Annotated in this window: 21 protein-coding genes and 1 other RNA gene; 17 read left to right on the top strand and 5 right to left on the bottom strand. The window is 62.3% G+C overall.

Annotated elements, in window-relative coordinates; translation table 11 throughout:
* Nucleotides 1–11: 11 nt before the first annotated feature.
* Entirely contained in the window at nucleotides 12–281 is a 270-nt protein-coding gene (locus NCT32_RS10160; RefSeq protein WP_250490139.1) for a hypothetical protein, read from the top strand.
* 295 nt (nucleotides 282–576) lie between these two features.
* On the opposite strand, the gene ssrA is transcribed toward NCT32_RS10160, so the two are convergent.
* The 4 genes from ssrA to ompA form a co-directional block, all read right to left on the bottom strand.
* Nucleotides 577–934: a transfer-messenger RNA gene (ssrA, locus tag NCT32_RS10155) on the bottom strand.
* A gap of 76 nt (nucleotides 935–1,010) precedes the next feature.
* Nucleotides 1,011–1,775 (bottom strand): phosphoglycolate phosphatase, encoded by a 765-nt coding sequence (gene gph, locus NCT32_RS10150; RefSeq protein ID WP_061121160.1) that lies wholly within the window; start codon nucleotides 1,773–1,775, stop codon nucleotides 1,011–1,013.
* A 4-nt stretch (nucleotides 1,776–1,779) separates the two neighbouring features.
* On the bottom strand, nucleotides 1,780–2,478 hold the full coding sequence (gene ubiG / locus NCT32_RS10145) for a bifunctional 2-polyprenyl-6-hydroxyphenol methylase/3-demethylubiquinol 3-O-methyltransferase UbiG (RefSeq protein WP_061121161.1): 699 nt from the start codon (nucleotides 2,476–2,478) through the stop codon (nucleotides 1,780–1,782).
* A gap of 193 nt (nucleotides 2,479–2,671) precedes the next feature.
* Nucleotides 2,672–3,334, bottom strand: a complete 663-nt coding sequence (gene ompA, locus NCT32_RS10140; protein ID WP_061121162.1) for an outer membrane protein OmpA — start codon at nucleotides 3,332–3,334, stop codon at nucleotides 2,672–2,674.
* A 694-nt stretch (nucleotides 3,335–4,028) separates the two neighbouring features.
* On the opposite strand from ompA, the gene gyrA reads away from it, so the two are divergent.
* The 16 genes from gyrA (at nucleotide 4,029) to cysM (ending at nucleotide 22,032) form a co-directional block, all read left to right on the top strand.
* Nucleotides 4,029–6,674 carry a DNA gyrase subunit A gene (gene gyrA / locus NCT32_RS10135; protein WP_086961540.1) on the top strand — a complete coding sequence of 882 codons (2,646 nt, stop codon included), beginning with the start codon at nucleotides 4,029–4,031 and terminating at the stop codon, nucleotides 6,672–6,674.
* A gap of 159 nt (nucleotides 6,675–6,833) precedes the next feature.
* Nucleotides 6,834–7,448, top strand: a complete 615-nt coding sequence (locus NCT32_RS10130) for a DUF2059 domain-containing protein (RefSeq protein ID WP_035503315.1) — start codon at nucleotides 6,834–6,836, stop codon at nucleotides 7,446–7,448.
* 195 nt (nucleotides 7,449–7,643) lie between these two features.
* Nucleotides 7,644–8,726, top strand: coding sequence for a 3-phosphoserine/phosphohydroxythreonine transaminase (gene serC / locus NCT32_RS10125; protein WP_061121180.1), 1,083 nt, complete (start codon nucleotides 7,644–7,646; stop codon nucleotides 8,724–8,726).
* 41 nt (nucleotides 8,727–8,767) lie between these two features.
* Nucleotides 8,768–9,850, top strand: coding sequence for a prephenate dehydratase (pheA, locus tag NCT32_RS10120; protein ID WP_061121164.1), 1,083 nt, complete (start codon nucleotides 8,768–8,770; stop codon nucleotides 9,848–9,850).
* A 77-nt stretch (nucleotides 9,851–9,927) separates the two neighbouring features.
* Nucleotides 9,928–10,854, top strand: coding sequence for a prephenate dehydrogenase (locus NCT32_RS10115; RefSeq protein ID WP_250490138.1), 927 nt, complete (start codon nucleotides 9,928–9,930; stop codon nucleotides 10,852–10,854).
* A 21-nt stretch (nucleotides 10,855–10,875) separates the two neighbouring features.
* On the top strand, nucleotides 10,876–12,180 hold the full coding sequence (gene aroA / locus NCT32_RS10110; RefSeq protein WP_250490137.1) for a 3-phosphoshikimate 1-carboxyvinyltransferase: 1,305 nt from the start codon (nucleotides 10,876–10,878) through the stop codon (nucleotides 12,178–12,180).
* A 75-nt stretch (nucleotides 12,181–12,255) separates the two neighbouring features.
* Nucleotides 12,256–12,936 carry a (d)CMP kinase gene (gene cmk / locus NCT32_RS10105; RefSeq protein WP_250490136.1) on the top strand — a complete coding sequence of 227 codons (681 nt, stop codon included), beginning with the start codon at nucleotides 12,256–12,258 and terminating at the stop codon, nucleotides 12,934–12,936.
* 114 nt (nucleotides 12,937–13,050) lie between these two features.
* Nucleotides 13,051–14,781: a 30S ribosomal protein S1 gene (gene rpsA, locus NCT32_RS10100; protein WP_250476930.1), complete on the top strand. Its 1,731-nt coding sequence runs from the start codon at nucleotides 13,051–13,053 to the stop codon at nucleotides 14,779–14,781.
* A 23-nt stretch (nucleotides 14,782–14,804) separates the two neighbouring features.
* Nucleotides 14,805–15,134, top strand: a complete 330-nt coding sequence (locus NCT32_RS10095) for an integration host factor subunit beta (RefSeq protein ID WP_008342376.1) — start codon at nucleotides 14,805–14,807, stop codon at nucleotides 15,132–15,134.
* Between the two features lie 295 nt (nucleotides 15,135–15,429).
* Nucleotides 15,430–15,723 carry a lipopolysaccharide assembly LapA domain-containing protein gene (locus tag NCT32_RS10090; protein WP_250476929.1) on the top strand — a complete coding sequence of 98 codons (294 nt, stop codon included), beginning with the start codon at nucleotides 15,430–15,432 and terminating at the stop codon, nucleotides 15,721–15,723.
* Nucleotides 15,724–15,765: 42 nt separating this feature from the next.
* Nucleotides 15,766–16,941: a lipopolysaccharide assembly protein LapB gene (gene lapB / locus NCT32_RS10085; RefSeq protein ID WP_061121170.1), complete on the top strand. Its 1,176-nt coding sequence runs from the start codon at nucleotides 15,766–15,768 to the stop codon at nucleotides 16,939–16,941.
* A gap of 82 nt (nucleotides 16,942–17,023) precedes the next feature.
* Complete coding sequence (locus tag NCT32_RS10080; RefSeq protein ID WP_250490135.1) at nucleotides 17,024–18,424, top strand: UDP-glucose/GDP-mannose dehydrogenase family protein; 1,401 nt, start codon at nucleotides 17,024–17,026, stop codon at nucleotides 18,422–18,424.
* Nucleotides 18,393–19,364: a D-glycero-beta-D-manno-heptose-7-phosphate kinase gene (gene rfaE1, locus NCT32_RS10075; RefSeq protein WP_250490134.1), complete on the top strand. Its 972-nt coding sequence runs from the start codon at nucleotides 18,393–18,395 to the stop codon at nucleotides 19,362–19,364. The genes NCT32_RS10080 and rfaE1 overlap by 32 nt, the downstream gene beginning before the upstream one ends.
* Nucleotides 19,365–19,383: 19 nt before the next feature.
* Complete coding sequence (gene rfaD / locus NCT32_RS10070) at nucleotides 19,384–20,376, top strand: ADP-glyceromanno-heptose 6-epimerase (RefSeq protein WP_061121173.1); 993 nt, start codon at nucleotides 19,384–19,386, stop codon at nucleotides 20,374–20,376.
* Between the two features lie 75 nt (nucleotides 20,377–20,451).
* A complete protein-coding gene (locus tag NCT32_RS10065) occupies nucleotides 20,452–20,841 on the top strand; it encodes a helix-hairpin-helix domain-containing protein (protein ID WP_250490133.1) in 390 nt (129 codons plus the stop codon).
* A gap of 288 nt (nucleotides 20,842–21,129) precedes the next feature.
* Entirely contained in the window at nucleotides 21,130–22,032 is a 903-nt protein-coding gene (gene cysM / locus NCT32_RS10060) for a cysteine synthase CysM (RefSeq protein ID WP_061121175.1), read from the top strand.
* Nucleotides 22,033–22,090: 58 nt separating this feature from the next.
* Here the strand turns inward: cysM and mltB are convergent, their stop codons facing one another.
* Nucleotides 22,091–23,263 carry a lytic murein transglycosylase B gene (mltB, locus tag NCT32_RS10055; RefSeq protein ID WP_250490167.1) on the bottom strand — a complete coding sequence of 391 codons (1,173 nt, stop codon included), beginning with the start codon at nucleotides 23,261–23,263 and terminating at the stop codon, nucleotides 22,091–22,093.
* Nucleotides 23,264–23,287: the final 24 nt, after the last annotated feature.

The following is a 23,287-nucleotide window of genomic DNA, read 5'->3' as shown; positions in this document are numbered from 1 at the left end:
GATATACCGCCATGAAACTTTCGTTGCTCGCCTGTTCCTCCGCCGCGCTGATCGCTGGCGCGGCGTATCTGGTTCCTGTCGCCTTTGCCCAGAATTCGCCGGGCCTGCCGGGCGGCGTCCTGCAAGACCAGTTCCGCTTCAATGAGCATCCGCAGATGCAGTTCGCGGCCTCAGAGCCTTCGGATAAGTATCAAAAGGGGAAATCGGCGATGCGCCGCCGGGGCGACGAGGGCGATCCCAACGGCTGCAATCTGAAGTGTCCGAAAGACGGCTCGAACTAACTGCTCTTCTGAAAGCGGGGTCCAGGGGTGTCGGCCTGCTGCATCGCGGTTGGAGTCGCCGTAGAACACGTGAGGGATCGGTTGATAATTGACACAAGGCAACAGTATTCGGACCGGTCTGATTTGGTCGATGCGTGTCGCGGCTTATTCTCTCTGGCGTAGCGAAGGTTGTCTCTGTCCTTGCTACGTCTCTCAAGGATGTTTGCCCCGCCTCGTGCGGGGTTTTTTTTGCCTCTCGTGGGCCAAAGAAAAAACCCGCGATGCTTGCGCAGTCGCGGGTTTTTACCGGGTGTTCTGGTGGAGGCGGCGGGAATCGAACCCGCGTCCAGAAGCGCTCTACGAACAGTTCTACATACTTAGTTCTGTCTTTTGATTTAACCGGAACGACGCGGACGAACACGCTTCGTTACAGCGATTCACTAAGTTTTCGACCTTGGCGTCGTGACGCCGCAAAGGCTTATCTGACGTATATGACCTCTCGTGGTATTGCTACCCTAACCCGTCAGTGAATTAGTGAGAGGACGGCGGCCCTTAGGCTGCCAGTGCGAACGTATCGTCGTTTGCAGTTACGATTTTCCCATTGATTAACGAGGTGACGGGTCCTCGGTATGCCCTGACCGCTTCACAACCCCTGTCGAAACCAGGTCGCCCCCAAAGCGTAGGGAAGATTATCCCACGAAAAGCCAAATGAGGCGAACGGCGCGATTTTCAAGCCGTTCGCCTCGCAACTCACGCGATGTCGCGCAACAAGTGCTGAAGTTCTTCCGGCGAATCGACCACGTGATTGGCGTGCCAGCGGTGCGGCGGAATGTCGTCGCCGCAATAGCCGTATGCGGCCGCCACGGTGATCATGCCTGCGGCAAACCCGGCCTGCACGTCGCGCAGATCGTCTCCGACATAGACGATGCGCTCCGGCGCGACATCCAGCAATTCCGCGGCGTGCAGGAGCGGCGCGGGGTGCGGCTTCGAATGCGGCGTGGTGTCGCCGCAGACGAGGCAGCCGGCTCGCGTGTCGAGTCCCAGCAGGCCGATGAGCGGCGCGGCGAGCCGCGTCACCTTGTTCGTGACGATGCCCCAGCGCACGCCGCGTGCATCCAGTTGATCGAGTATCTCCGCGATGCCCGGAAAGAGCGTCGTTTCGATGCACAGATCGGCCTCGTAGTTCGCGAGGAATTCCTCGCGCATCGCGGCAAATTCGTGATGTTCCGGGCCGATCTCGAAGGCGCCGCCGAGCAGTCCGCGCGCGCCCGCCGACGCATAGGGCCGCAGCATTTCGAGCGGCCGCATCTCGAGGCCGCGGTCGTGCCGCATCTTGTTCACCGCGGCGACCAGATCAGGCGCGGTGTCGGCGATGGTGCCGTCGAGGTCGAACAGCACGGCCTGGCACAACGCGAGACCGTCGCCCTCGGTGAGGCGCTGAGGCAGGGGAGTCGTGTCTTCCGGCAGGGGCTTGGTATCGATGGTGCCCGTGGACAAGGGATCGTCGTTGATCATGGCGTCAGGCTTCGCGGCGGCAAGCCATCATATAGTTGATGCTCGTGTCGTTTGACAGACCGAAATGCTTGGAGATCGGCCGATACGTGATGCCCTTGATGTCGACCGTCAAAAGCGAGGCCGCACGCGCGAACGTGGCCAGCTCGGACGGCTTGATGAAGCGCGCGTAATCGTGTGTGCCGCGCGGCAGCATGCGCGCGATGTATTCCGCACCGATTACGGCGAACAAATAAGCCTTCGCGTTGCGATTCAGCGTGGAGAAGAACACCCAGCCACCCGGCTTCACGAGCGCAGCGCAAGCGGCGACGGTGCCCGCGGGATTCGGCACGTGCTCGAGCATCTCCATGCAAGTCACGACATCGTATGAACCGGGCTCGCGCGCGGCGAGGGCTTCCGCCGAGATCTCTTCATACGCGACTTCGACACCGCTTTCGAGGCTATGCAGATCGGCGACGCCAAGTGCGCTCGCCGACAAATCGATGCCTTTCACAGTTGCGCCGCGCGTGGCCATCGACTCGGACAGAATGCCGCCGCCGCAGCCGATATCGAGCACACGCTTGCCCATCAGATGCGCATGCGCATCGATCCAGTCGAGCCGTACCGGGTTCAGTTCATGCAGCGGCTTGAACTCGGCGTTCGGGTCCCACCAGCGATGCGCGAGCTCGCTGAATTTCTGAAGTTCGTGGGGATCGACATTGGTCATGTTCGGAAGGGCCTTGATTGAGTCGTGAATCGATTAGGACCGAGTATATAGGCGCCGCAATGGGCGGGCAAAAAGCTGGATGGATGAAGCCTACCTGAATTGCGCGGCTGATTAAGCCAATGCCCAAAAAGCTTCGGGCATAAAAAAACCCCCGCCGAGGCGGGGGTTCGATCTGCGGCAATCCGGCTCGCGATTACTGCTGCGGCTGACGCGTCGTGCCGACAACTTCGACTTCCACGCGACGATCCGGTGCGAGGCAGGCGATGAGTTGCTTGCGGTTCTTCTGTTGGCAGCTACCCTTCGTGACCGGGTCGCGCTTGCCCTTGCCTTCCGTGTAGATGCGGTTGGCTTCGATGCCCTTGCTGACCAGGTAAGCCTTCACAGCTTGCGCACGGCGCAGCGACAGACGATCGTTGTACTTGTCCGAACCAATACGGTCGGTGTAACCCGTTGCAACCACGACTTCGAGGTTCAGCGCGCCGATCTTCGATGCGAGATCGTCCAGCTTTTCCTTACCGGCCGGCTTCAGGACTGCCTTGTCGAAGTCGAACAGAGCGTCAGCCTGATAGGTAACCTTTTGGCTCTGGATGACCGGGGGCGGCGGAGCGACGGGTGCCGGCGGCGTCGGTGCTTGCGCGACCAGTGCGCCATCGCACTTTGCGTTTGCCGTAGCCGGGGTCCAGAATGCGTCGCGCCAGCACAGTTCGTTCGTGCCGTTCATCCACACATACTCGCCCGTACCGTTCACCCAGTTGTCGTTCACGGCTTGTCGCGAGGCCGGCACCGACTGTGCCGAGGCCGATGCAGCCATAACTGCGGTAGCTGCAATGAACGCGAGCTTTGAAAGTTTATTCATATTTCTCCTCTCGAAATTGAGATTACCGCAGGTTTACTGCGAGCCTGTAGACGAAGACAAGTCATACATTGCTCGAAGTATAACATTCCCTACGGAACAAAACGCGTTGTATAGACTTCGAGCAATGTCTAAGTTTGTGCGTTGGCATTTTGCCATATCGTTCCCTTGCAACGATAAAAATATCCCCGCACGCGCTACGCTCGCAACCTTATGTGGTGCATGCGCAACAAGAAGGGGACAGGAGGCGGTCGGGGTCGGAGAAAGCGCGAAACGTGCGCATATCGCGTGCCCGAGAGCGTTTTCCTGCGGATTTTTATCGTGCGTGTTTATGCGTCTGGCAGAACGGCGAGGCGGCATGATAGCCCGCCTGCGGGACGAACAGACGGAATTCGTTCCCCAGTTTTTGTAAGTAATTGGTACAGCATTGCGCATTGCGAAGTGTCGACGCGCATGCCAGTTTCGGACCCGATACACACTGTATGTATACAGCAGGCGTCCGGGGGCAAATGTCGCGCATGGTAGAATCTCCTGATGCGCTGCGTTCGCACGCATACAAAGGCATGCGCTGCATACGCAGCGCGCAGCGTACGTCGGCTACGCGCTACGCCGGCGCATGTCGCGCGGCCGGCGGGCGAGTCCGCGAGATCACCGCGCGCGCTGCCGTGTCGCCGCTGCAAAGTTCAAGACACGGATAATGGATCAATTCGCCAAAGAGACTCTGCCAATCTCCCTCGAGGAGGAAATGCGCCGTTCGTATCTCGATTACGCGATGAGCGTGATCGTCGGGCGCGCGCTTCCCGATGTCCGCGATGGCTTGAAGCCGGTGCATCGTCGGGCGCTCTACTCGATGCACGAGCTGAACAACGACTGGAACCGCGCGTATAAGAAATCGGCGCGTATTGTCGGCGACGTCATCGGTAAATACCATCCTCACGGCGACGCGTCCGTCTACGAGACGATCGTTCGGATGGCGCAGCCGTTTTCGCTGCGCTACATGCTGGTCGACGGCCAGGGCAACTTCGGTTCGGTCGACGGCGACAATGCCGCGGCGATGCGCTACACCGAAATTCGCATGGCGAAGATCGGCCACGAACTGCTGGCCGACATCGACAAGGAAACCGTCGACTTCGGTCCGAACTACGACGGCAGCGAGAACGAGCCGCTCGTTCTTCCGGCCCGCATCCCCAATCTGCTGATCAATGGCTCGGCCGGCATCGCCGTGGGCATGGCGACGAACATTCCGCCGCACAACCTGCGTGAAATCGTCGACGCCTGTCTGCATTTGCTGAACACGCCCGAAGCCACCGTCGACGAGCTGATCGAGATCGTGCCGGCACCGGATTTCCCGACGGCCGGCATCATCTACGGCGTAGCGGGTGTGCGTGATGGGTACCGCACGGGGCGCGGACGCGTCGTGATGCGCGCGGCCACGCACTTCGAAGAGATCGACCGCGGCCAGCGCATGGCGATCATCGTCGACGAGATTCCATATCAGGTGAACAAGCGCACGCTGCTCGAGCGCATCGCCGAACTCGTCAACGAGAAGAAGCTGGAAGGTATTTCCGACATCCGCGACGAATCCGACAAGAGCGGCATGCGCGTCGTGATCGAACTGAAGCGCGGGGAAGTGCCGGAAGTCATTCTGAACAACCTGTACAAGCAGACGCAGCTTCAGGACACCTTCGGCATGAATCTGGTCGCGCTCGTCGACGGCCAGCCCAAGCTGCTGAATCTGAAGGAAATGCTCGAATGCTTCCTGTCGCATCGACGGGAAGTGCTGACGCGGCGCACTGTATATGAACTGCGCAAGGCGCGCGATCGCGGGCACGTGCTCGAAGGTCTCGCCGTCGCGCTCGCGAACATCGACGAATTCATCGCGATCATCAAGGCCGCACCGACGCCGCCGATCGCGAAACAGGAACTGATGGCGCGTCCGTGGGATTCCTCGCTCGTGCGCGAAATGCTGACGCGCACCGAGACCGAGGCTACGGGCGGCCGCGTGGCCTATCGTCCCGAAGGGCTGAATCCGGCGTACGGTCTCCAGGAAGACGGTCTATATAGATTGTCGGACGTCCAGGCGCAGGAAATTCTGCAGATGCGCCTGCAGCGCCTGACCGGGCTCGAGCAGGACAAGATCGTCGGCGAGTATCGCGACGTGATGGCGCAGATCGCCGACCTGCTCGACATCCTCGCGCGGCCTGAGCGTATCCGTCAGATCATCGTCGATGAACTGGGCCAGGTGCGCGCCGAGTTCGGCGACGAGCGCCGTTCACGCATCGAACTGAACGCGACGGAGCTCAACACCGAAGACCTGATCACGCCGACGGACATGGTTGTGACCATGTCGCACTCGGGCTACGTGAAGTCGCAGCCGCTTTCCGAATACCGCGCGCAGAAGCGCGGCGGGCGCGGCAAGCAGGCGACGCAGATGAAGGAAGACGACTGGATTGACACGCTCTTCATCGCGAACACGCACGACCACATGCTGTGCTTCTCGAACCGCGGCCGCGTGTACTGGATCAAGGTGTACGAAGTGCCGCAGGGCTCGCGCAACTCGCGCGGCCGCCCGATCGTCAACATGTTCCCGCTGCAGGACGGCGAGAAGATCAACGTCGTGCTGCCGATCAAGGAGTTCTCCGCGGACAAGTATGTGTTCATGACGACCGCGCTCGGCACCGTCAAGAAGACACCGCTCGAAGCATTCAGCCGTCCGATGAAGAAGGGCATCATCGCGGTCGGTCTGGACGATGGCGACTATCTCATCGGCGCTGCGATCACCGACGGCGAGCATGACGTGATGCTGTTCTCGGACGCGGGCAAGGCCGTGCGTTTCGACGAAAACGACGTCCGCGCGATGGGTCGCGAGGCGCGCGGCGTGCGCGGCATGCAACTGGAAGACGGGCAGCAGGTTATCGCGATGCTGGTCGCGGGCGGCGAAAACCAGTCGGTGCTCACGGCGACCGAGAACGGTTACGGCAAGCGCACGCCGATCAATGAGTACACGCGTCACGGTCGCGGCACGAAGGGTATGATCGCGATCCAGACGTCGGAGCGCAACGGCCGGGTCGTCGCGGCGACGCTCGTCGAACCGGAGAGCGAGATCATGCTGATCACGACCTCGGGCGTGCTCATTCGCACGCGTGTCTCCGAAATCCGCGAAATGGGGCGTGCAACTCAAGGTGTTACACTCATCAGCCTTGACGAGGGAACCAAGTTGTCGGGACTGCAGCATATCGCCGAGGCGGAAGCCGAGGCTGAACTCGAAGCAGACGCCGGTTCGGATGACACGGCGGCCAAGCCCGGTGACCCAGAGAATGGTGAAGGCGGAGAAAGCGCCTGATATTTTTTGTGTCGCGGGCCTCTCGTTATCGCTTTTGAAAGCTCGGATTAGTTAAGCTGCGCGACGTGAGTTCGTTGCCGGCGTCAGGCGAGGCCGGCGTCGGAAAACGGGCAAGCTCGTCGCCAGTGCTGAACTGGATATTTTTTACAGGGAGTAATGATGCAAGGACGTTTCAAGCAGTGGATGTTGCTGGCCGCTTTCGTGCCGACTTTCGCGATGGCTCAGTCGCTTCAGAACCAGGCGCCCGCACAGTCGGCCGCACCGGCGGCCGCAGCAGCACCGGTTGATCCGGCCAAGCAAGCCGCGATCAAGGACCTGCTCGACGCGATCGATGCGCAGAAGCTGGTCGGTGCGATCGGTAACAGCGCGCAGATGCAATCGAAGCAACTCGTGCCGGCGATCCTCTCGGACGCGCTGTCGGAGAACAAGACGCTGAACGACAAGCAGAAGCAAGCCGCCGTTCCGTCGCTCCAAAAGAATGCAGTGCCGAAGCTGGTCGATTCCGCTGGCCAGGTCTTCGCAACCGACGCATTCCGCAAGGACGCGATGCAGGCTCAGTACGACGCATACGCGAAGTACTACTCGACCGACGAGATCAAGGATCTGACCAACTTCTACAAGAGCCCGACCGGCCGCAAATTCATCCAGGTTCAGGACCAGGTTGGCCGCGACGTCGTGAACGGCCTGATGCAGAAGTACATGCCGCAAGCCATCAAGGCAACGCGCACGCAAGCCGATCAGGAAGTGGCAAGCGTCAAGCCGAGCGCCAAGTAAGCCCGGCGCCGGCCTGACGGAAATCCGCTGGACGGCGCTTGCCGTCCTCTTCATTGGCGGGTTTTCAGGACAGTGCGATAATGGCTGTTTGCGCAAGAAGCGCAAGCAGCCATTTCTTTTTTGGACGTGATGACGCGGTCGTCGTTCGATCCGCCTTCATTCGCGTCTGTCAAATCGGAATTCCGGGATCTCCAGATGCGCGTGTTCAATTTCTCCGCCGGCCCCGCCGCCATGCCAGAAGAAGTTCTGAGGCAAGCAGCCGATGAAATGCTCGACTGGCAAGGCAGCGGCATGAGCGTGATGGAAATGAGCCACCGCGGCGCGGAATTCATGTCGATCCACGAAGCTGCGCTCACCGACCTGCGCGATCTGCTGAAGGTGCCTGCGTCGCATCGGATCCTTTTTCTGCAGGGCGGCGGCATCGGCGAAAACGCGATCGTGCCGATGAACCTGCTCGGCAGAAAGCAGACCGCCGACTTCGTCGTGACCGGATCCTGGTCGACGAAATCCTTCAAGGAAGCGCAGAAATACGGCACGCCGCATCTGGCGGCCAGCGGCAAGACGGAACAAGGCTTCACGCGCGTTCCGGCCTTCTCCGAATGGAAGCTGTCGGACGATCCGGCGTACGTGCATCTGTGCTCGAACGAAACCATCGACGGCGTCGAAGCCTTCGAGATTCCCGATCTCGGCGACATTCCCCTCGTCGCCGATGCCTCCTCCCATATCCTGTCGCGCCCGATGGACATCGCGAAGTACGGCGTGCTCTTCGGCGGCGCGCAAAAGAACATCGGCATGGCGGGCGTAACCGTCGTGATCGTGCGCGAGGATTTGCTCGATCGCGCGCTGCCCATCTGTCCGTCGGCTTTCGAGTGGAAGATCGTCGCGGAAAACAACTCGATGTACAACACGCCGCCGACCTACGCGATCTACATCGCGGGCCTCGTCTTCAAGTGGCTGAAGAAGCAGGGCGGCCTGCAAGCGATCGAGGCGCGCAACGTCGAAAAGGCGAAGCTGCTGTACGACACCATCGATTCCAGCGATTTCTACGTCAACAAGGTCGAGCGCCAGAACCGTTCGCGCATGAACGTGCCGTTCTTCCTCGCCGACGAATCGCGCAATACCGATTTCCTGGCCGGCGCGAAGGCGCGCGGGCTGTTGCAACTGAAGGGCCACAAGTCCGTCGGCGGCATGCGGGCATCGATCTACAACGCGGTGCCGATCGAGGGAGTCAACGCTCTCGTCGATTACATGAAGGAATTCGAGCGCACGGGCGCTTAATAGCGACGACGCTCACTTAACCGCACAAGCTCAAGCACCGCATGGACGACGATCTCAATTCAAGACTCAAACCGCTGCGCGAGCGCATCGATGTGCTCGACGCGCAGCTCATTGCGCTGTTGAACCAGCGCGCATCCGTCGCGCTGGAAGTCGGCGAGGTGAAAAAGCATTTCAATGCGCCCGTGTTTCGCCCGGAGCGCGAGACGCAGGTCATCGCGCGACTGCAGGAAATGAGCGACGGCCCGCTCGCCGATGAACACATCGCGTCGATCTGGCGCGAGATCATGGCCGCGAGCCGCGCGCTCGAACAAACCATCAGCGCCGCGTTTCTCGGGCCCGTCGGCACGTACAGCGAACAGGCGATGTTCGAATACTTCGGGCATTCGATTCATGGCGTGCCATGCCCGTCGATCGACGAGGTGTTTCGCGCCGTCGAAGCGGGCGCGGCGCAGTACGGCGTCGTGCCAGTCGAGAATTCAGCGGAAGGCGCGGTGTCGCGCACGCTGGATCTGCTGCTGCAGACGTCGCTCCTGATCAGTGGCGAGCTCGCGTTACCGATCCATCACAATTTGTTGACGGCGTCCGGCACGCTCGATGGCGCGAAGCGCGTGTGCGCGCATCCGCAGGCGCTCGCGCAGTGTCAGCGCTGGTTGAGCGCAAACGTGCCGCAGCTGGAGCGGCAGGCCGTGTCGAGCAATGCGGAAGCTGCGCGCATGGCGGTCGAGGATCCGACGGTCGCGGCCATCGCCGGCGATCGCGCCGCGACGCACTACGGTCTCGGCGTCGTGTTCTCGATGATTCAGGACGACCCGCATAACCGCACGCGTTTCGTGATCATCGGCAAGCAGCCGACGGATTCGAGCGGCCACGATCAGACGTCGCTCATCGTCACGGTGGAGAACGAGTCCGGCGCCATGTTCAAGCTGCTGGAGCCGCTCGCAAAGCACGGTGTCTCGATGACGCGCTTCGAGTCGCGCCCGGCGCGCTCCGGCGCGTGGGAGTACTACTTTTATATCGACATCGAAGGCCATCGCGACGATGCCGCAGTGGCCGCCGCGCTGGCGGAGCTGGGGCGCAAGTCTGCGTTCCTGAAAATTCTCGGCTCGTATCCGCGGGCGCGCTGATTGGCTCGTCGCCGCTGCGATCGGTCGCGGCGGTTCGTTTCACCTTGCGTCGGACGACGCGCTCTTATCGATGTCCCGTGGCTGCGTTCTCTTTCAACAAACTGGTTATCTTCGGCGTCGGCCTGATCGGCGGATCGCTTGCGCGCGCGTTGCGTGAACGCGCGGGGCTCGCGGGTCGTATCGTCGGCGTCGGGCGTTCGGCTGCATCGGTCGGGCGGGCGCTCGAACTCGGCGTAATCGACGAAGCCGCCGCGCTCGAGGACGACGCCGCGCTCGCCTGCGCGCTACAGGGCGCCGACGTCGTGCTGCTGGCCGCGCCTGTCGCGCAGACCGAGCCGCTGCTCGCGCGCATTGCGCCTTTTCTCGACGCGCGGACCATCGTCACCGATGCAGGGAGCACGAAGACGGATGTCGTCGCTTCGGCGCGCCGCGCCTTGGGTGAGCGCCTCGCGCAGTTCGTGCCGGGGCATCCGATCGCCGGGCGCGAGTCGAGCGGCGTCGATGCCGCGTTGCCGGACCTGTACGTCGATCGCAATGTCGTGCTGTGCCCGTTGCCCGACAACGCGGCGGACGACGTCGAGCGCATCGCGTCGATGTGGCGCGCGACCGGCGCGTGCGTGCGTCAGATGAGCGAGGCGCAGCACGATCGCGTGTTCGCGTCGGTGAGTCATCTGCCGCATGTGCTGTCGTTCGCCCTCGTCGATCAGATTCTCGATACGCCCGACGCCGATCTGAAATTCTCGTTCGCCGCGGGCGGTTTCCGCGATTTCACGCGCATTGCGGCTTCGAGCCCGGAAATGTGGCGCGACATCTGTCTCGCGAACCGCGCCGCGCTGCTGGCGGAACTCGACGATTACACGGCCGTGCTCGCACGGTTTCGCGCGGCGATCGACGCATCGGATGGCGCGGCGCTCGAAGCCGCGTTCGCGCGTTCGCGCGTGGCGCGCAAGGAATGGCAGGAACGCGGCGGCATCAAGCCATCGAACGACATCGCCGCGAAATAAGCTGCGACCCAAGGAAACACTATGGAACATCTCGATCTCGGACCTTTCTCCCGCGCGTCCGGCACCGTGCGGCTGCCCGGCTCGAAGAGCATTTCGAACCGCGTGCTGCTGCTCGCGGCGCTCGCGAGCGGCGAAACGTCCATCACGAATCTGCTCGATTCCGACGACACGCGCGTCATGCTCGCCGCGCTCAACACCCTCGGCGTCGCTGTGCATGAGGATGGCGAGCGCGTGATCGTCGGCGGGACGGGCGGCGCGTTTCCGTCGAAGTCGGCGGAGCTCTTTCTCGGCAACGCGGGCACGGCGGTGCGGCCGCTGACCGCGGCGCTCGCAGTGAACGGCGGCGAATATCGCGTGCACGGCGTGCCGCGCATGCACGAGCGGCCGATCGGCGATCTCGTCGACGGGCTGCGTCAGATCGGCGCTGCGATCGATTACGAACTGAACGACGGCTTTCCGCCGCTGCGAATCCACGCTGCGAAGATCGCGATCGACAAACCGATCCGCGTGCGTGGCGACGTGTCGAGCCAGTTCCTCACCGCGCTCTTGATGAGCCTGCCGGTTGTCGTCGGCCGTAGCGGGCCCGTTGTAGTCGAGATCGAGGGCGAACTTATCTCGAAGCCGTACATCGACATCACGATCCGTTTGATGGAGCGCTTCGGCGTGACCGTCGAGCGCGAGGGCTGGTCGCGCTTCACGATCCCCGCGGGCGCGGGCTACAAGTCTCCGGGCGCGATCATGGTGGAGGGCGACGCGTCGTCCGCGTCGTATTTCCTGGCCGCGGGCGCGATCGGCCACGGGCCGGTGCGCGTGGAAGGCGTCGGGCGTTCGAGCATCCAGGGCGATGTCGGTTTCGCGGACGCGCTCAATCGCATGGGCGCGAACGTGATGATGGGCGAAGACTGGATCGAAGTGCGCGGCGTCGAATCGGATGATGGCAAGCTCGCGCCCATCGACATGGATTTCAATCTGATTCCGGACGCCGCGATGACCATCGCCGTGGCCGCGCTCTTCGCGAGCGGCACGACGACGCTGCGCAATATCGCGAGCTGGCGCGTGAAGGAAACCGACCGCATCGCCGCGATGGCGGCCGAACTGCGCAAGGTCGGCGCGACGGTGGAAGAGGGCGCGGATTTTCTCGTCGTCGCGCCGCCGGCGACGCTCACGCCGAACGCGGCGATCGACACCTACGACGATCACCGCATGGCGATGTGCTTCTCGCTCGTCAGTCTCGGCAGCGTGCCGGTGCGCATCAACGAGCCGAAATGCGTGAACAAGACCTTTCCGGACTACTTCGAGCGTTTTTCGACGCTCGTGAAAGCGTAACCGGAGCGCTGTACCGTGAAACGCGATGACTTCGACTTCAATGACCGTAATAACGGGCCAGACCGGCCAGACTCGATGAAACCGACCCGTCCATTCGACCCCACTCCAGTGATCACCATCGACGGGCCGACCGCTTCGGGCAAGGGCACGGTCGCGGCGATCGTCGCGGCGACGCTCGGCTTTCACCTGCTCGACAGCGGCGCGCTCTACCGGCTCGCGGCGCTCGCGAGCATCCGCTACGAGGTGGCCAAAGACGACGCACCCGGCCTTGCAAAGCTGATCGAAGCGCTCCACATCACCTTCCGCGAAGGTTGCGCGCAACTCGACGGCGTGGACGTCTCGAGCGAAATCCGGCAGGAAGAAGTCGGCAACCGCGCCTCCGCGATCGCCGTTCATTCCGAAGTGCGTCAGGCGCTGGTGGCGCGTCAGCGCGCCTTTCGAAAGCGCCCCGGCCTCGTCGCCGACGGCCGCGACATGGGCACTGTGATCTTTCCCGACGCCACGCTGAAGGTATTTTTGACCGCGAGCGCCGAGGCGCGTGCGGCCCGGCGCTATAAGCAATTGATGCAAAAAGGTTTTTCTGCTAATATGGATGACTTGCTGCGTGATTTGCGCGCACGCGACGACCGGGACATGAACCGGAGCGCCGCGCCGCTCAAGCCGGCGGCGGATGCGAAGACGCTGGACACCTCCGGTTTGTCGATCGATCAAGCGGTCGAACAGATCATCGGCTGGTATAGCGAAGTTCGCGTGTAACGCGTTTGTGTAGTGAAGCAAGGTGCTCCCTCGAAAACGGAGCGTGTGTTAAACCCTTTAACCCCGTGCGGCGTTGCGTCTTACCGGTCCATTGGGGACCATCGCGCAAAGGCTGTGCAAATACAGATTTTTATGTCCGACCTGCAAACCTCCACCCCGAATACCGAATCCTTTGCGGCTCTGTTCGAAGAGTCGCTGACCAAGCAGGACATGCGCGCCGGCGAAGTGATCTCCGCCGAAGTCGTGCGTGTCGACCACAACTTCGTGGTCGTGAACGCTGGTCTTAAGTCCGAAGCCTATATTCCGCTCGAAGAATTCCTGAACGACGCGGGTGAAGTGGAAGTGCAGGCGGGCGACTTCGTTTCCGTCGCGATCGACGCGCTGGAAAACGGCTATGGCGACACCATCCTGTCGCGCGACAAGGCGAAGCGTCTCGCTTCGTGGCTGTCGCTGGAAAAGGCGCTGGACAACAACGAACTCGTGACCGGCACGATCACCGGCAAGGTCAAGGGCGGCATGACCGTGATGGTCAACGGCATCCGCGCGTTCCTGCCGGGTTCGCTCGTCGACACGCGTCCGGTCAAGGACACGACGCCGTACGAAGGCAAGACGCTCGAATTCCGCGTCATCAAGCTCGATCGCAAGCGTAACAACGTGGTGCTGTCGCGCCGCGCCGTCATCGAAGCGACGCAGGGCGAAGAGCGCGCGAAGCTGCTCGAGACGCTGAAGGAAGGCGCGATCGTCGAAGGCGTGGTCAAGAACATCACCGACTACGGCGCGTTCGTGGACCTCGGCGGCATCGACGGCCTGCTGCACATCACCGACATCGCATGGCGTCGCGTGCGTCATCCGTCGGAAGTTCTGTCGGTTGGCCAGGAAGTCACCGCCAAGATCCTCAAGTTCGACCAAGAGAAGAACCGCGTTTCGCTCGGCATCAAGCAGCTCGGCGACGATCCGTGGGAAGGCATCTCGCGCCGTTACCCGTCGGGCACGCGCCTGTTCGGCAAGGTCACGAACATCACCGACTACGGCGCGTTCGTCGAAGTGGAATCGGGCATCGAAGGCCTCGTCCACGTGTCGGAAATGGACTGGACCAACAAGAACGTTGCGCCGTCGAAGGTTGTCCAACTGGGCGACGAAGTCGAAGTCATGGTTCTCGAAATCGACGAAGACCGCCGCCGTATCTCGCTCGGCATGAAGCAGTGCAAGCCGAATCCGTGGGATGACTTCAGCCGCAACTTCAAGAAGGGCGACAAGATCAGCGGCGCCATCAAGTCGATCACCGACTTCGGCGTGTTCATCGGTCTGCCTGGCGGCATCGACGGTCTGGTTCACCTGTCGGATCTGTCGTGGTCGGAAACCGGCGAAGAAGCCGTCCGCAAGTACAAGAAGGGCGACGAAGTCGAGGCCGTGGTTCTGGGCATCGACGTCGAGAAGGAACGCATTTCGCTCGGCATCAAGCAACTCGAAGGCGACCCGTTCAGCAACTTTGTCGCGATCAACGACAAGGGCGCAATCGTCGATGGCATCGTGAAGTCGGTCGATCCGAAGGGTGCGGTCATCACGCTGTCCGGCGAAGTCGAAGGCTACCTGCGTGCTTCGGAAATCGCGCAAGACCGCGTGGAAGATGCGCGCAACGTGCTGAAGGAAGGCGACAAGGTCAACGCGATGATCATCAACATCGATCGCAAGTCGCGTGGCATCAACCTGTCGATCAAGGCGAAGGATTCGGCCGAACAGCAGGAAGCCATGCGCAGCCTGCAGGGCGACTCGAACGCCGCCGCGACCGGTACGACCAACCTCGGCGCGCTGCTCAAGGCCAAGCTCGACGGCCAGAACAGCTAAGCCCTTAACGGCACAGCTGCAGTATGACCAAATCGGAATTGGTCGCCCAGTTGGCGTCGCGATTTCCGCAACTTGTCCTTAAGGATGCGGATTTCGCGGTGAAGACGATGCTCGATGCGATGTCGGAGGCTCTGGCCAACGGTCACCGCATCGAGATTCGCGGCTTCGGCAGCTTCGGGCTCAATCGTCGTCCGTCTCGTGTCGGGCGCAATCCAAAATCGGGCGAGAAGGTGCTGGTACCGGAGAAATTCGTGCCTCACTTCAAGCCGGGCAAGGAATTGCGCGAACGCGTGGACGGCCGCGCAGGCGAGCCTCTGAAGGCGTCGAATGACGACGATGCGGACGATCTCTGATCGGCGCGCATCTTGACTGATGATCCGTCTGGATTTTCGGTTCGCGGCGTCCGGCCACGAGGCAATCGACCAGGAAAGCACCCTTCGGGGTGCTTTTTTTATCCGCGGCGTATTTTTATCGCAGATGTGACGCAACGGGTGCATTGTTTGCTTAAACTCCGCACGGCGAGCGGGCAACCGCCGGCGCCCGGACGCATCAATTACAATACCGGTCACTTTGACCTGGGTGTTCGACCGCGCAGGCCCGGCCGGAAAGGCCGAGTCGACTGGTGCAACCGCTCTTGCGAGACCGTACATGAAATTCATCGTCTGGCTGATCCGCGTTCTGGTATTCGTGCTGTTGCTGGTGCTGGCGCTCGCCAATACCCAGTCCGTGACGCTGAACTTCCTCGCAGGCTACGCCTGGACTGCACCGCTGATTCTGATCGGCCTCGCGTTTTTCGTCGTGGGATTGTTGGCAGGGCTCGTGTCGGCGGTGCCGGCGATGGTGCGTCTGCGCATGGAAAACGGCCGCTTGAAGCGCGAACTGCGCGTCGCGCGTGAAACGCCGGTGGTCAAGGAAGAGCCGCCGATGCCGCCGCTCATCTGATGCGACGCGAAAGCAGACACCTCACATTCAACGACTAATCGCATGGATCTAGACTTCTGGTGGCTGCTCGTCATTCCCGTCGCATTCGCGCTGGGGTGGATGGCGTCCCGCTATGATTTGAAAACGCTGTTGTCCGAGAATGCGAATTTGCCGCGCTCGTATTTTCGCGGTCTCAATTTTCTGCTGAACGAACAGCACGACAAGGCGATCGACGCATTCATCGAGGTCGCCAAGCTCGATCCCGAAACGATCGAACTGCACTTCGCGCTCGGCAATCTGTTCCGTCGCCGTGGTGAAACCGACCGGGCAATCCGCGTGCACCAGAACCTTCTGAGCCGCGCCGATCTGCCCGCGGCCGAACGAGATCACGCGCTTTATGAACTCGGACAGGACTTTTTGAAGGCGGGCCTGCTCGATCGCGCGGAGGAAACATTCCGGTCGCTGAACGCGGGCGAGTACTCCCTCGGCGCGCAGCGGGCGCTCTTGACCATCTACGAGATCGAAAAGGACTGGCCCAAGTCGATCACGACGGCCGAGCAGATCGAGAAGATGGGTGCGCCGTCGCTGCATATGGAGATCGCGCATTTTCATTGCGAACTCGCGCAGGAAGCCTTGCAGCGCAAGAATCCCGACGGCGCACGCGCCGAACTGAAGCTCGCGCTGGCATCCAACCCGGACAACGTGCGCGCGACGATCCTGGCGGGCGATGTCGAAGCGGCCGCAGGCAACGTCGAAGCCGCGATAGCGCACTGGAAGCGTGTCGAGGAACAGAACGAAGCGTATCTGCCGCTCGTCGCCGAGAAGCTGATGAAGGCCTACAGCGCGCTCGGGCGCAGGGAAGAGGGCGTCGACCTGCTGATCGACTACACGACCCGCTATCCGTCGAACGATTTGCTCGATGTCGCCTACAAGCACGTTCAGGAGCTGCGTGGCCTCGAAGCCGCGCACGCGCTCGCGCGCAAGCAGATGCAAAGCGCGCCGAATCTCGCGGGCATGACGCGCCTGCTCGAAGCACAGGAAGCGACGGCCGACGAGCCGCGGCGCGGCGAGCTCGAGTTGATGCGTAATCTCGTGAAACAGCGCACCAAGAACCTGCCGCGTTATACGTGTCAAACTTGCGGTTTCCGCGCGCGACTATTCTATTGGCAATGCCCCGGCTGCAGCGGCTGGGAGACGTACGCGCCGCGCCGCGTCGAGCCGATCACGAGCTCGGCCTGAACGCGCGCTGCACGCATGACAGCAGGCGGCGCGTGAGTGCGCCGCTTCCGCCACCGGCATTTCAAAAACCACCGGAAAGCGTATGAAAGTAACCATCGTCGGCACGGGTTACGTCGGTCTTGTGACCGGCGCGTGTCTTGCCGAAATCGGCAACGACGTGTTTTGCGTGGACGTCGATCCGCGCAAGATCGACATTCTCAACAATGGCGGCGTGCCGATCCACGAGCCGGGCCTTCAGGAAATGCTGAGGCGCACGCGCGCGGCCGGCCGCATCCAGTTTTCCACCGACGTGAAAGCCAGCGTCGAGCACGGCGATATCCAGTACATTGCCGTGGGCACGCCGCCCGATGAAGACGGCTCCGCCGACCTGCAGTACGTGCTCTCGGCGGCGCGCAACATCGGCAAATATTCGAACGGCTTCAAGGTGATCGTCGATAAATCGACGGTGCCGGTCGGCACGGCGCTGCAGGTGAAGAAAGTCGTCGACGAAGAGCTGAAGACGCGCGGGCTCGAAGGCTCGGACAAGCATCGCTTCTCGGTCGTGTCGAATCCCGAGTTCCTGAAGGAAGGCGCGGCGGTCGACGATTTCATGCGTCCCGATCGCATCGTGATCGGCATCGACGACGACTACGCGGGCAATCTCGCACGCGAGAAAATGAAGCGCCTCTACGCTCCGTTCAACCGCAATCACGAGCGCACGCTGTACATGGACGTGCGCTCGGCGGAGTTCACGAAATACGCCGCCAACGCGATGCTCGCGACGCGCATCTCGTTCATGAACGATCTGTCGAATCTCGCGGACACCGTCGGCGCCGATATCGAATCGGTGCGGCGCGGCATCGGCTCGGACCCGCGCATCGGCTATCACTTCCTGTATGCGGGCTGCGGTTATGGCGGCTCGTGCTTCCCGAAGGACGTGCAGGCGCTCGTGCAGACGGCTCGCGAAAACGGCCACACGCTGCGCATTCTCGAGGCGGTCGAAGCGGTGAATCACGACCAGAAGGAAGTGCTCGTCAACAAGATCGTGAAGCGCATGGGCGAAGACCTGCGCGGGCGCACGTTCGCCGTGTGGGGCCTCGCATTCAAGCCCAATACCGACGACATGCGCGAGGCGTCGAGCCGGCGCATCATCGAGGCGCTGCTGCAACGCGGGGCCACCGTGCGCGGCTATGATCCCGTTGCCCGCGAGGAGGCAGGGCGCGTGTTCGCGCTCGATCTCGCGGATCGGCCCGAAGACCTGAAGCGCCTGCAGTTCGTGAATACGCAACAGGATGCGCTGACGGGCGCGGACGCGCTCGTCATCGTGACCGAATGGAAGGAATTCAAGAGCCCGGATTTCTGGCACTTGAAGAGCGCCTTGAAGACGCCGGTGATCTTCGACGGCCGCAATCTGTATGAACCGGAAGCGATGGCCGAAATGGGCATCGACTACTTTGCAATAGGACGTCCCCATGCCGAACTCGACCGCAGCGACAGCAACTAACCCCGACATTCCGGTCGTGCCGCTTGCGCGCATCTCAGCGGCGCGCGTGCTGGTGGTCGGCGACGTGATGCTCGACCGTTACTGGTTCGGCGACGTCAACCGCATCTCGCCCGAAGCGCCGGTTCCCGTCGTGCACGTGCAGAGGAAGGAAGACCGGCTCGGGGGCGCGGCGAACGTCGCCCGAAATGCGGCGGCGCTCGGCGCGCAGGCGGGTTTGCTCTGCGTGGTCGGTCATGACGAGCCGGGGGAGCGCGTCGTCGAACTGCTCGGTGAAAGCAAGGTCGCGGGGCACCTCGAGCGCGACCCCGAACTGCTCACGACGATCAAGCTGCGCGTGCTGTCGCGCCAGCAGCAACTGTTGCGCGTCGATTTCGAGAACACGCCGAATCACGAAGTGCTGCGCGCGTGCCTCGCGCGCTTTGCGGAACTTCTTCCGCAGCACGACGTGATCCTCATGTCGGATTACGCGAAGGGCGGGCTCACGCACGTCACGCAGATGATCGCCGACGCGAAGCGCGCGGGTAAGCCGGTGCTCGTCGATCCGAAGGGCGATGACTGGGACCGCTATCGCGGCGCCACGCTCATTACGCCGAACCGCGCGGAACTGCGCGAAGTGATCGGCCAATGGAAGTCCGAAGAAGACCTGCTGGAGCGCGTGACGAAGCTGCGCACCGAACTCGACCTCTCCGCGCTTCTGCTCACGCGCTCCGAGGAAGGCATGACGCTCTTCACCGAGAACCAGGTGCTGCACACCTCGGCCGAAGCACGCGAAGTGTATGATGTCTCCGGTGCGGGCGACACCGTCATCGCAACGGTCGCGACCATGCTGGGCGCGGGCGTGCCGCTCGTCGACTCGATCGTCTATGCGAACCGCGCGGCGGGCATCGTCGTAGGAAAGCTCGGTACGGCGACCGTCGACTACAACGAACTCTTCGCCTGACCCTATCTCATACTTCGCCATGACCATCATCGTTACCGGTGCTGCCGGATTCATCGGCAGCAATATCGTCAAGGCGCTGAACGAGCGCGGCGAGAACCGCGTGATCGCGGTCGACAACCTCACGCGCGCCGACAAGTTCAAGAATCTGGTCGATTGCGAGATCGACGATTACCTCGACAAAACCGAGTTCGTCGAGCGCTTCAGGCGTGGCGATTTCGGCCGCGTGCGCGCGGTGTTCCATGAAGGCGCCTGTTCGGACACGATGGAAACCGACGGCCGCTACATGATGGACAACAACTTCCGCTACAGCCGCGACGTCATGGACGCGTGCCTCGCGCAAGGCGCGCAGTTCCTGTATGCGTCGTCGGCGGCGACTTATGGCGGGTCGAGCCGCTTCGTCGAGGAGCGCGAAGTCGAGAAGCCGCTCAATGTCTACGGTTACTCGAAGTTTCTCTTCGATCAGATCGTGCGTCAGACGTTGCCGAAGGCGCAGAGTCAGATCGTCGGCTTCCGCTACTTCAACGTGTACGGCCCGCGCGAGACGCACAAGGGCCGCATGGCCTCGGTCGCGTTCCACAACTTCAACCAGTTCCGCTCGGAAGGCAAGGTCAAGCTCTTCGGCGAATACAACGGCTATGCGGCCGGCGAGCAGACGCGCGACTTCATCTCGGTCGAAGACGTCGTGAAGGTGAACCTGTTTTTCTTCGATCATCCGGAGAAGTCGGGCATCTTCAATCTCGGCACCGGACGCGCGCAGCCTTTCAACGATATCGCGTCGACGGTCGTGAACGCGTTGCGCGCACTCAACGGCGAAGCGTCGCTGTCGCTCGCGGAACTGGTGCAGCGCGGGCTCATCGAGTACGTTCCGTTCCCCGACGCACTGCGCGGCAAGTATCAATGCTTCACCCAGGCGGACCAGTCGCGGCTGCGCGCGGCGGGTTACGACGCGTCGTTTCTGACCGTTCAGGAAGGCGTCGATCGCTACGTGCGTTGGCTATTCGGCCAGCTATAAACGCGTTTCGAGTCTCTCTACACTGGGTCTCACGGTCGGCGCTGGTGCCGGCCGGTCCTTCACGGAGACTCAGTCATGTTCAAGCAAGCACTCTCGTCGATCGCCGCGCTCGCCCTCATCTTTTCCATCGAAAGCGCGTGGGCGGCCGTCGATGTCAACACCGCGAACGCCGACGCGCTGCGCGGCGTCAAGGGCATCGGTCCGGCGAAGGCGAAAGCCATTCTCGATGAACGTCAGGCGCACGGCCCATTCAAGGACGCCAACGATCTCAGCACGCGCGTGAAGGGCATGGGCGGCAAGACGGTTCAACGTCTCGAAGCGGAGGGGCTGACCGTCGGCGCCGCGCCGAAGACGGCCGCGCTCGCAACACCGGGTAACGCCGCACCGCCGGGCGCGGCGAACTCGGCGGTCGCGACGCCGGTTTCGGCGTCCACGTCGGCCAAGCCGGTCGTCGTGAAGAAATAGCGGAAGACACAACGGCGCGCCCGGTGCACGGGGCGCCTCCGATCTCCTTCAGCCTTCCGATTTTTTGGGCTCCCCGCGGACGGCCTCCCCGCGGGGCTTTTTGCGTGTGCGGACCGCGCGCACGCGAGGCCGGTGTACTGGCATCCGGCTTTCGACTTCGCGCGGCAATCCATCCGCGCGTCAGGGGTGCGACGGCATCGACAGAACCGGTGGGCTACAATCGACGAATCTCTATATCAAAATCTCCGCGGCAGAGCAGTCGTGCGCGGGGATCGACCGCTTTCGCATATGGCTTACATGACTATCGAAGACACGATCGGCAACACACCGCTCGTGCAGCTCGTCCGCGTCGTGGACGATGAAATCCGCAGCCGCAACAACGTCGTGCTGGGCAAGCTCGAAGGCAACAATCCGGCGGGCTCGGTGAAGGATCGCCCGGCTCTGTCGATGATCAGGAAAGCCGAAGAGCGCGGCCGCATCAAGCCGGGCGACACGCTGATCGAAGCGACGAGCGGCAACACCGGCATCGCGCTCGCGATGGCCGCCGCGATGCGCGGCTACAAGATGGTCCTGCTCATGCCCGAAGATTTGTCGATCGAGCGCCGCCAGAGCATGGCCGCGTACGGCGCGGAGATCGTGCTCACGCCGGTGACGGGCGGCATGGAATACGCGCGCGATCTCGCCGATCAGATGCAGCGCGACGGCAAGGGCATCATCCTCGATCAGTTCGCGAATCCCGACAACCCGCTCGCGCATTACGAAGGCACCGGCCCTGAACTGTGGCGTCAGACCGAAGGCCGTCTCACGCACTTCGTTTCGTCGATGGGAACGACCGGCACGATCATGGGCGTGTCGAAGTATCTGAAGGAGCAGAGTCAGAAGATCGAGATCATCGGCGCGCAGCCGGAAGAAGGCTCGCGCATTCCGGGCATCCGCAAGTGGCCGGAAGCGTATTTGCCGAAGATCTTCGATCGCAGCCGTGTCGATCGCGTGGAGAACGTAAGTCAGGCAGCGTCCGAAGCGATGGCGCGACGCCTCGCATCGGTCGAAGGCATCTTCGCGGGCATTTCGTCCGGTGGCGCGTGCGAGGTTGCGCTGCGCATCGCGCGCCAGGTGGAGAACGCGACGATCGTGTTCATCGTTTGCGATCGCGGCGATCGTTATTTGTCGACGGGCGTGTTTCCGGCTTGATGCCGTAAATAGAAAACCCCGGCTTGCCGGGGTTTTGTTTTTCAGCGCGGACAGGACGTCACTGCGGGTTCGTACCCGTATCGCCCGCCATCATGCGCGCCTTTACCGCCTCGCCCAGTTGATACACCGCGAGCGCGTAGAAGAAGCTGCGGTTGTAACGCGTGAGCACGTAGAAGTTTTTCAGTCCGAGCGTGTATTCGGTCGCGCGGCCGGGCGTGGGCAGATCGACCACGGTGAGCGGCGTCGGCGCTTCAGCCTCGATGTTGAGTCGCGGCTCGTCGAGCAGCATGCCGGCCTTCGTCAGTTGCGCGAGCGACCACTTCGGCTCCGGCGAACCATCGGCGGCCGCCTGCGCGATGCCCTGACTGCCGACGTCGCCGGCGATACGCCACACGACCGGCCGCCCCGGCTCCCAGCCGTTTTGCTTCAGATAATTCGCCACGCTGCCGATGGCATCCGCCGGACTCGTGCGCAGATCGATACGGCGGTTGCCGTCGTAATCGACCGCGTATTGCACGATGCTGCTCGGCAGGAACTGCGGAATGCCGATCGCGCCGGTGTACGAACCGAGCACGGTCGTCGGATCGATCTGCGAATCGCGCGTCCATACGAGCAGGTCTTCCAGATTCTTGCGGAAGGTCACCATGCGCTCGGTGCGGTTCGGCGTGTTCGGATAATCGAAAGTGAGCGTGGTCAGCGCGTCGAGCGCGCGGAAGTTGCCCATGTATTTCCCATAGATCGTCTCCACGCCGATGATCCCGACGATCACTTCAGGCGGCACGCCGAATTGCTCCGCGGCGCGCTGCAACGTCGCCTGATTCGCACGCCAGAATTTCACACCCGCATTGATGCGCACCGGCTCGATGAAACGCCCCTGATACGCGCGCCAGTTTTTGGCTTGCGGCGTCGGGGACGGCAGGACCAGCTTCGCCGCCGTCGCCGAATAACTCACGCGGGAGAACAGGTCATGCAGCGCCGACGAATCGAAGTCGTAGCGCGCGACCATGTCGTTGATGAACGCATCGACATTCGGATTGTTCGCGTAACGCTGCGGCACGATCTCTTCTTCGAACACCTGCCCTTGCGGCGTCGCGGCCTGCGGCTGCTGCGACTGCGCAAAGGCACTGTTGCCGGGGAGAAAGCCGAGCGCGCAGACGAGGGAAGCAATGAGTGCGCGCTTTGCCGGCGTGAACGAAGCCGTGAAGTCGAACGGTGCAAACTGGAAAGTCATAGTGTGCGTGGTTGGGGGCGGTAG

The organism is Caballeronia sp. INML2, from assembly GCF_023631365.1.
GTDB lineage: Bacteria > Pseudomonadota > Gammaproteobacteria > Burkholderiales > Burkholderiaceae > Caballeronia > Caballeronia turbans.
Note: the sequence above shows the minus strand (reverse complement) of the source record. Positions and strands in the feature narration are given on the sequence as shown.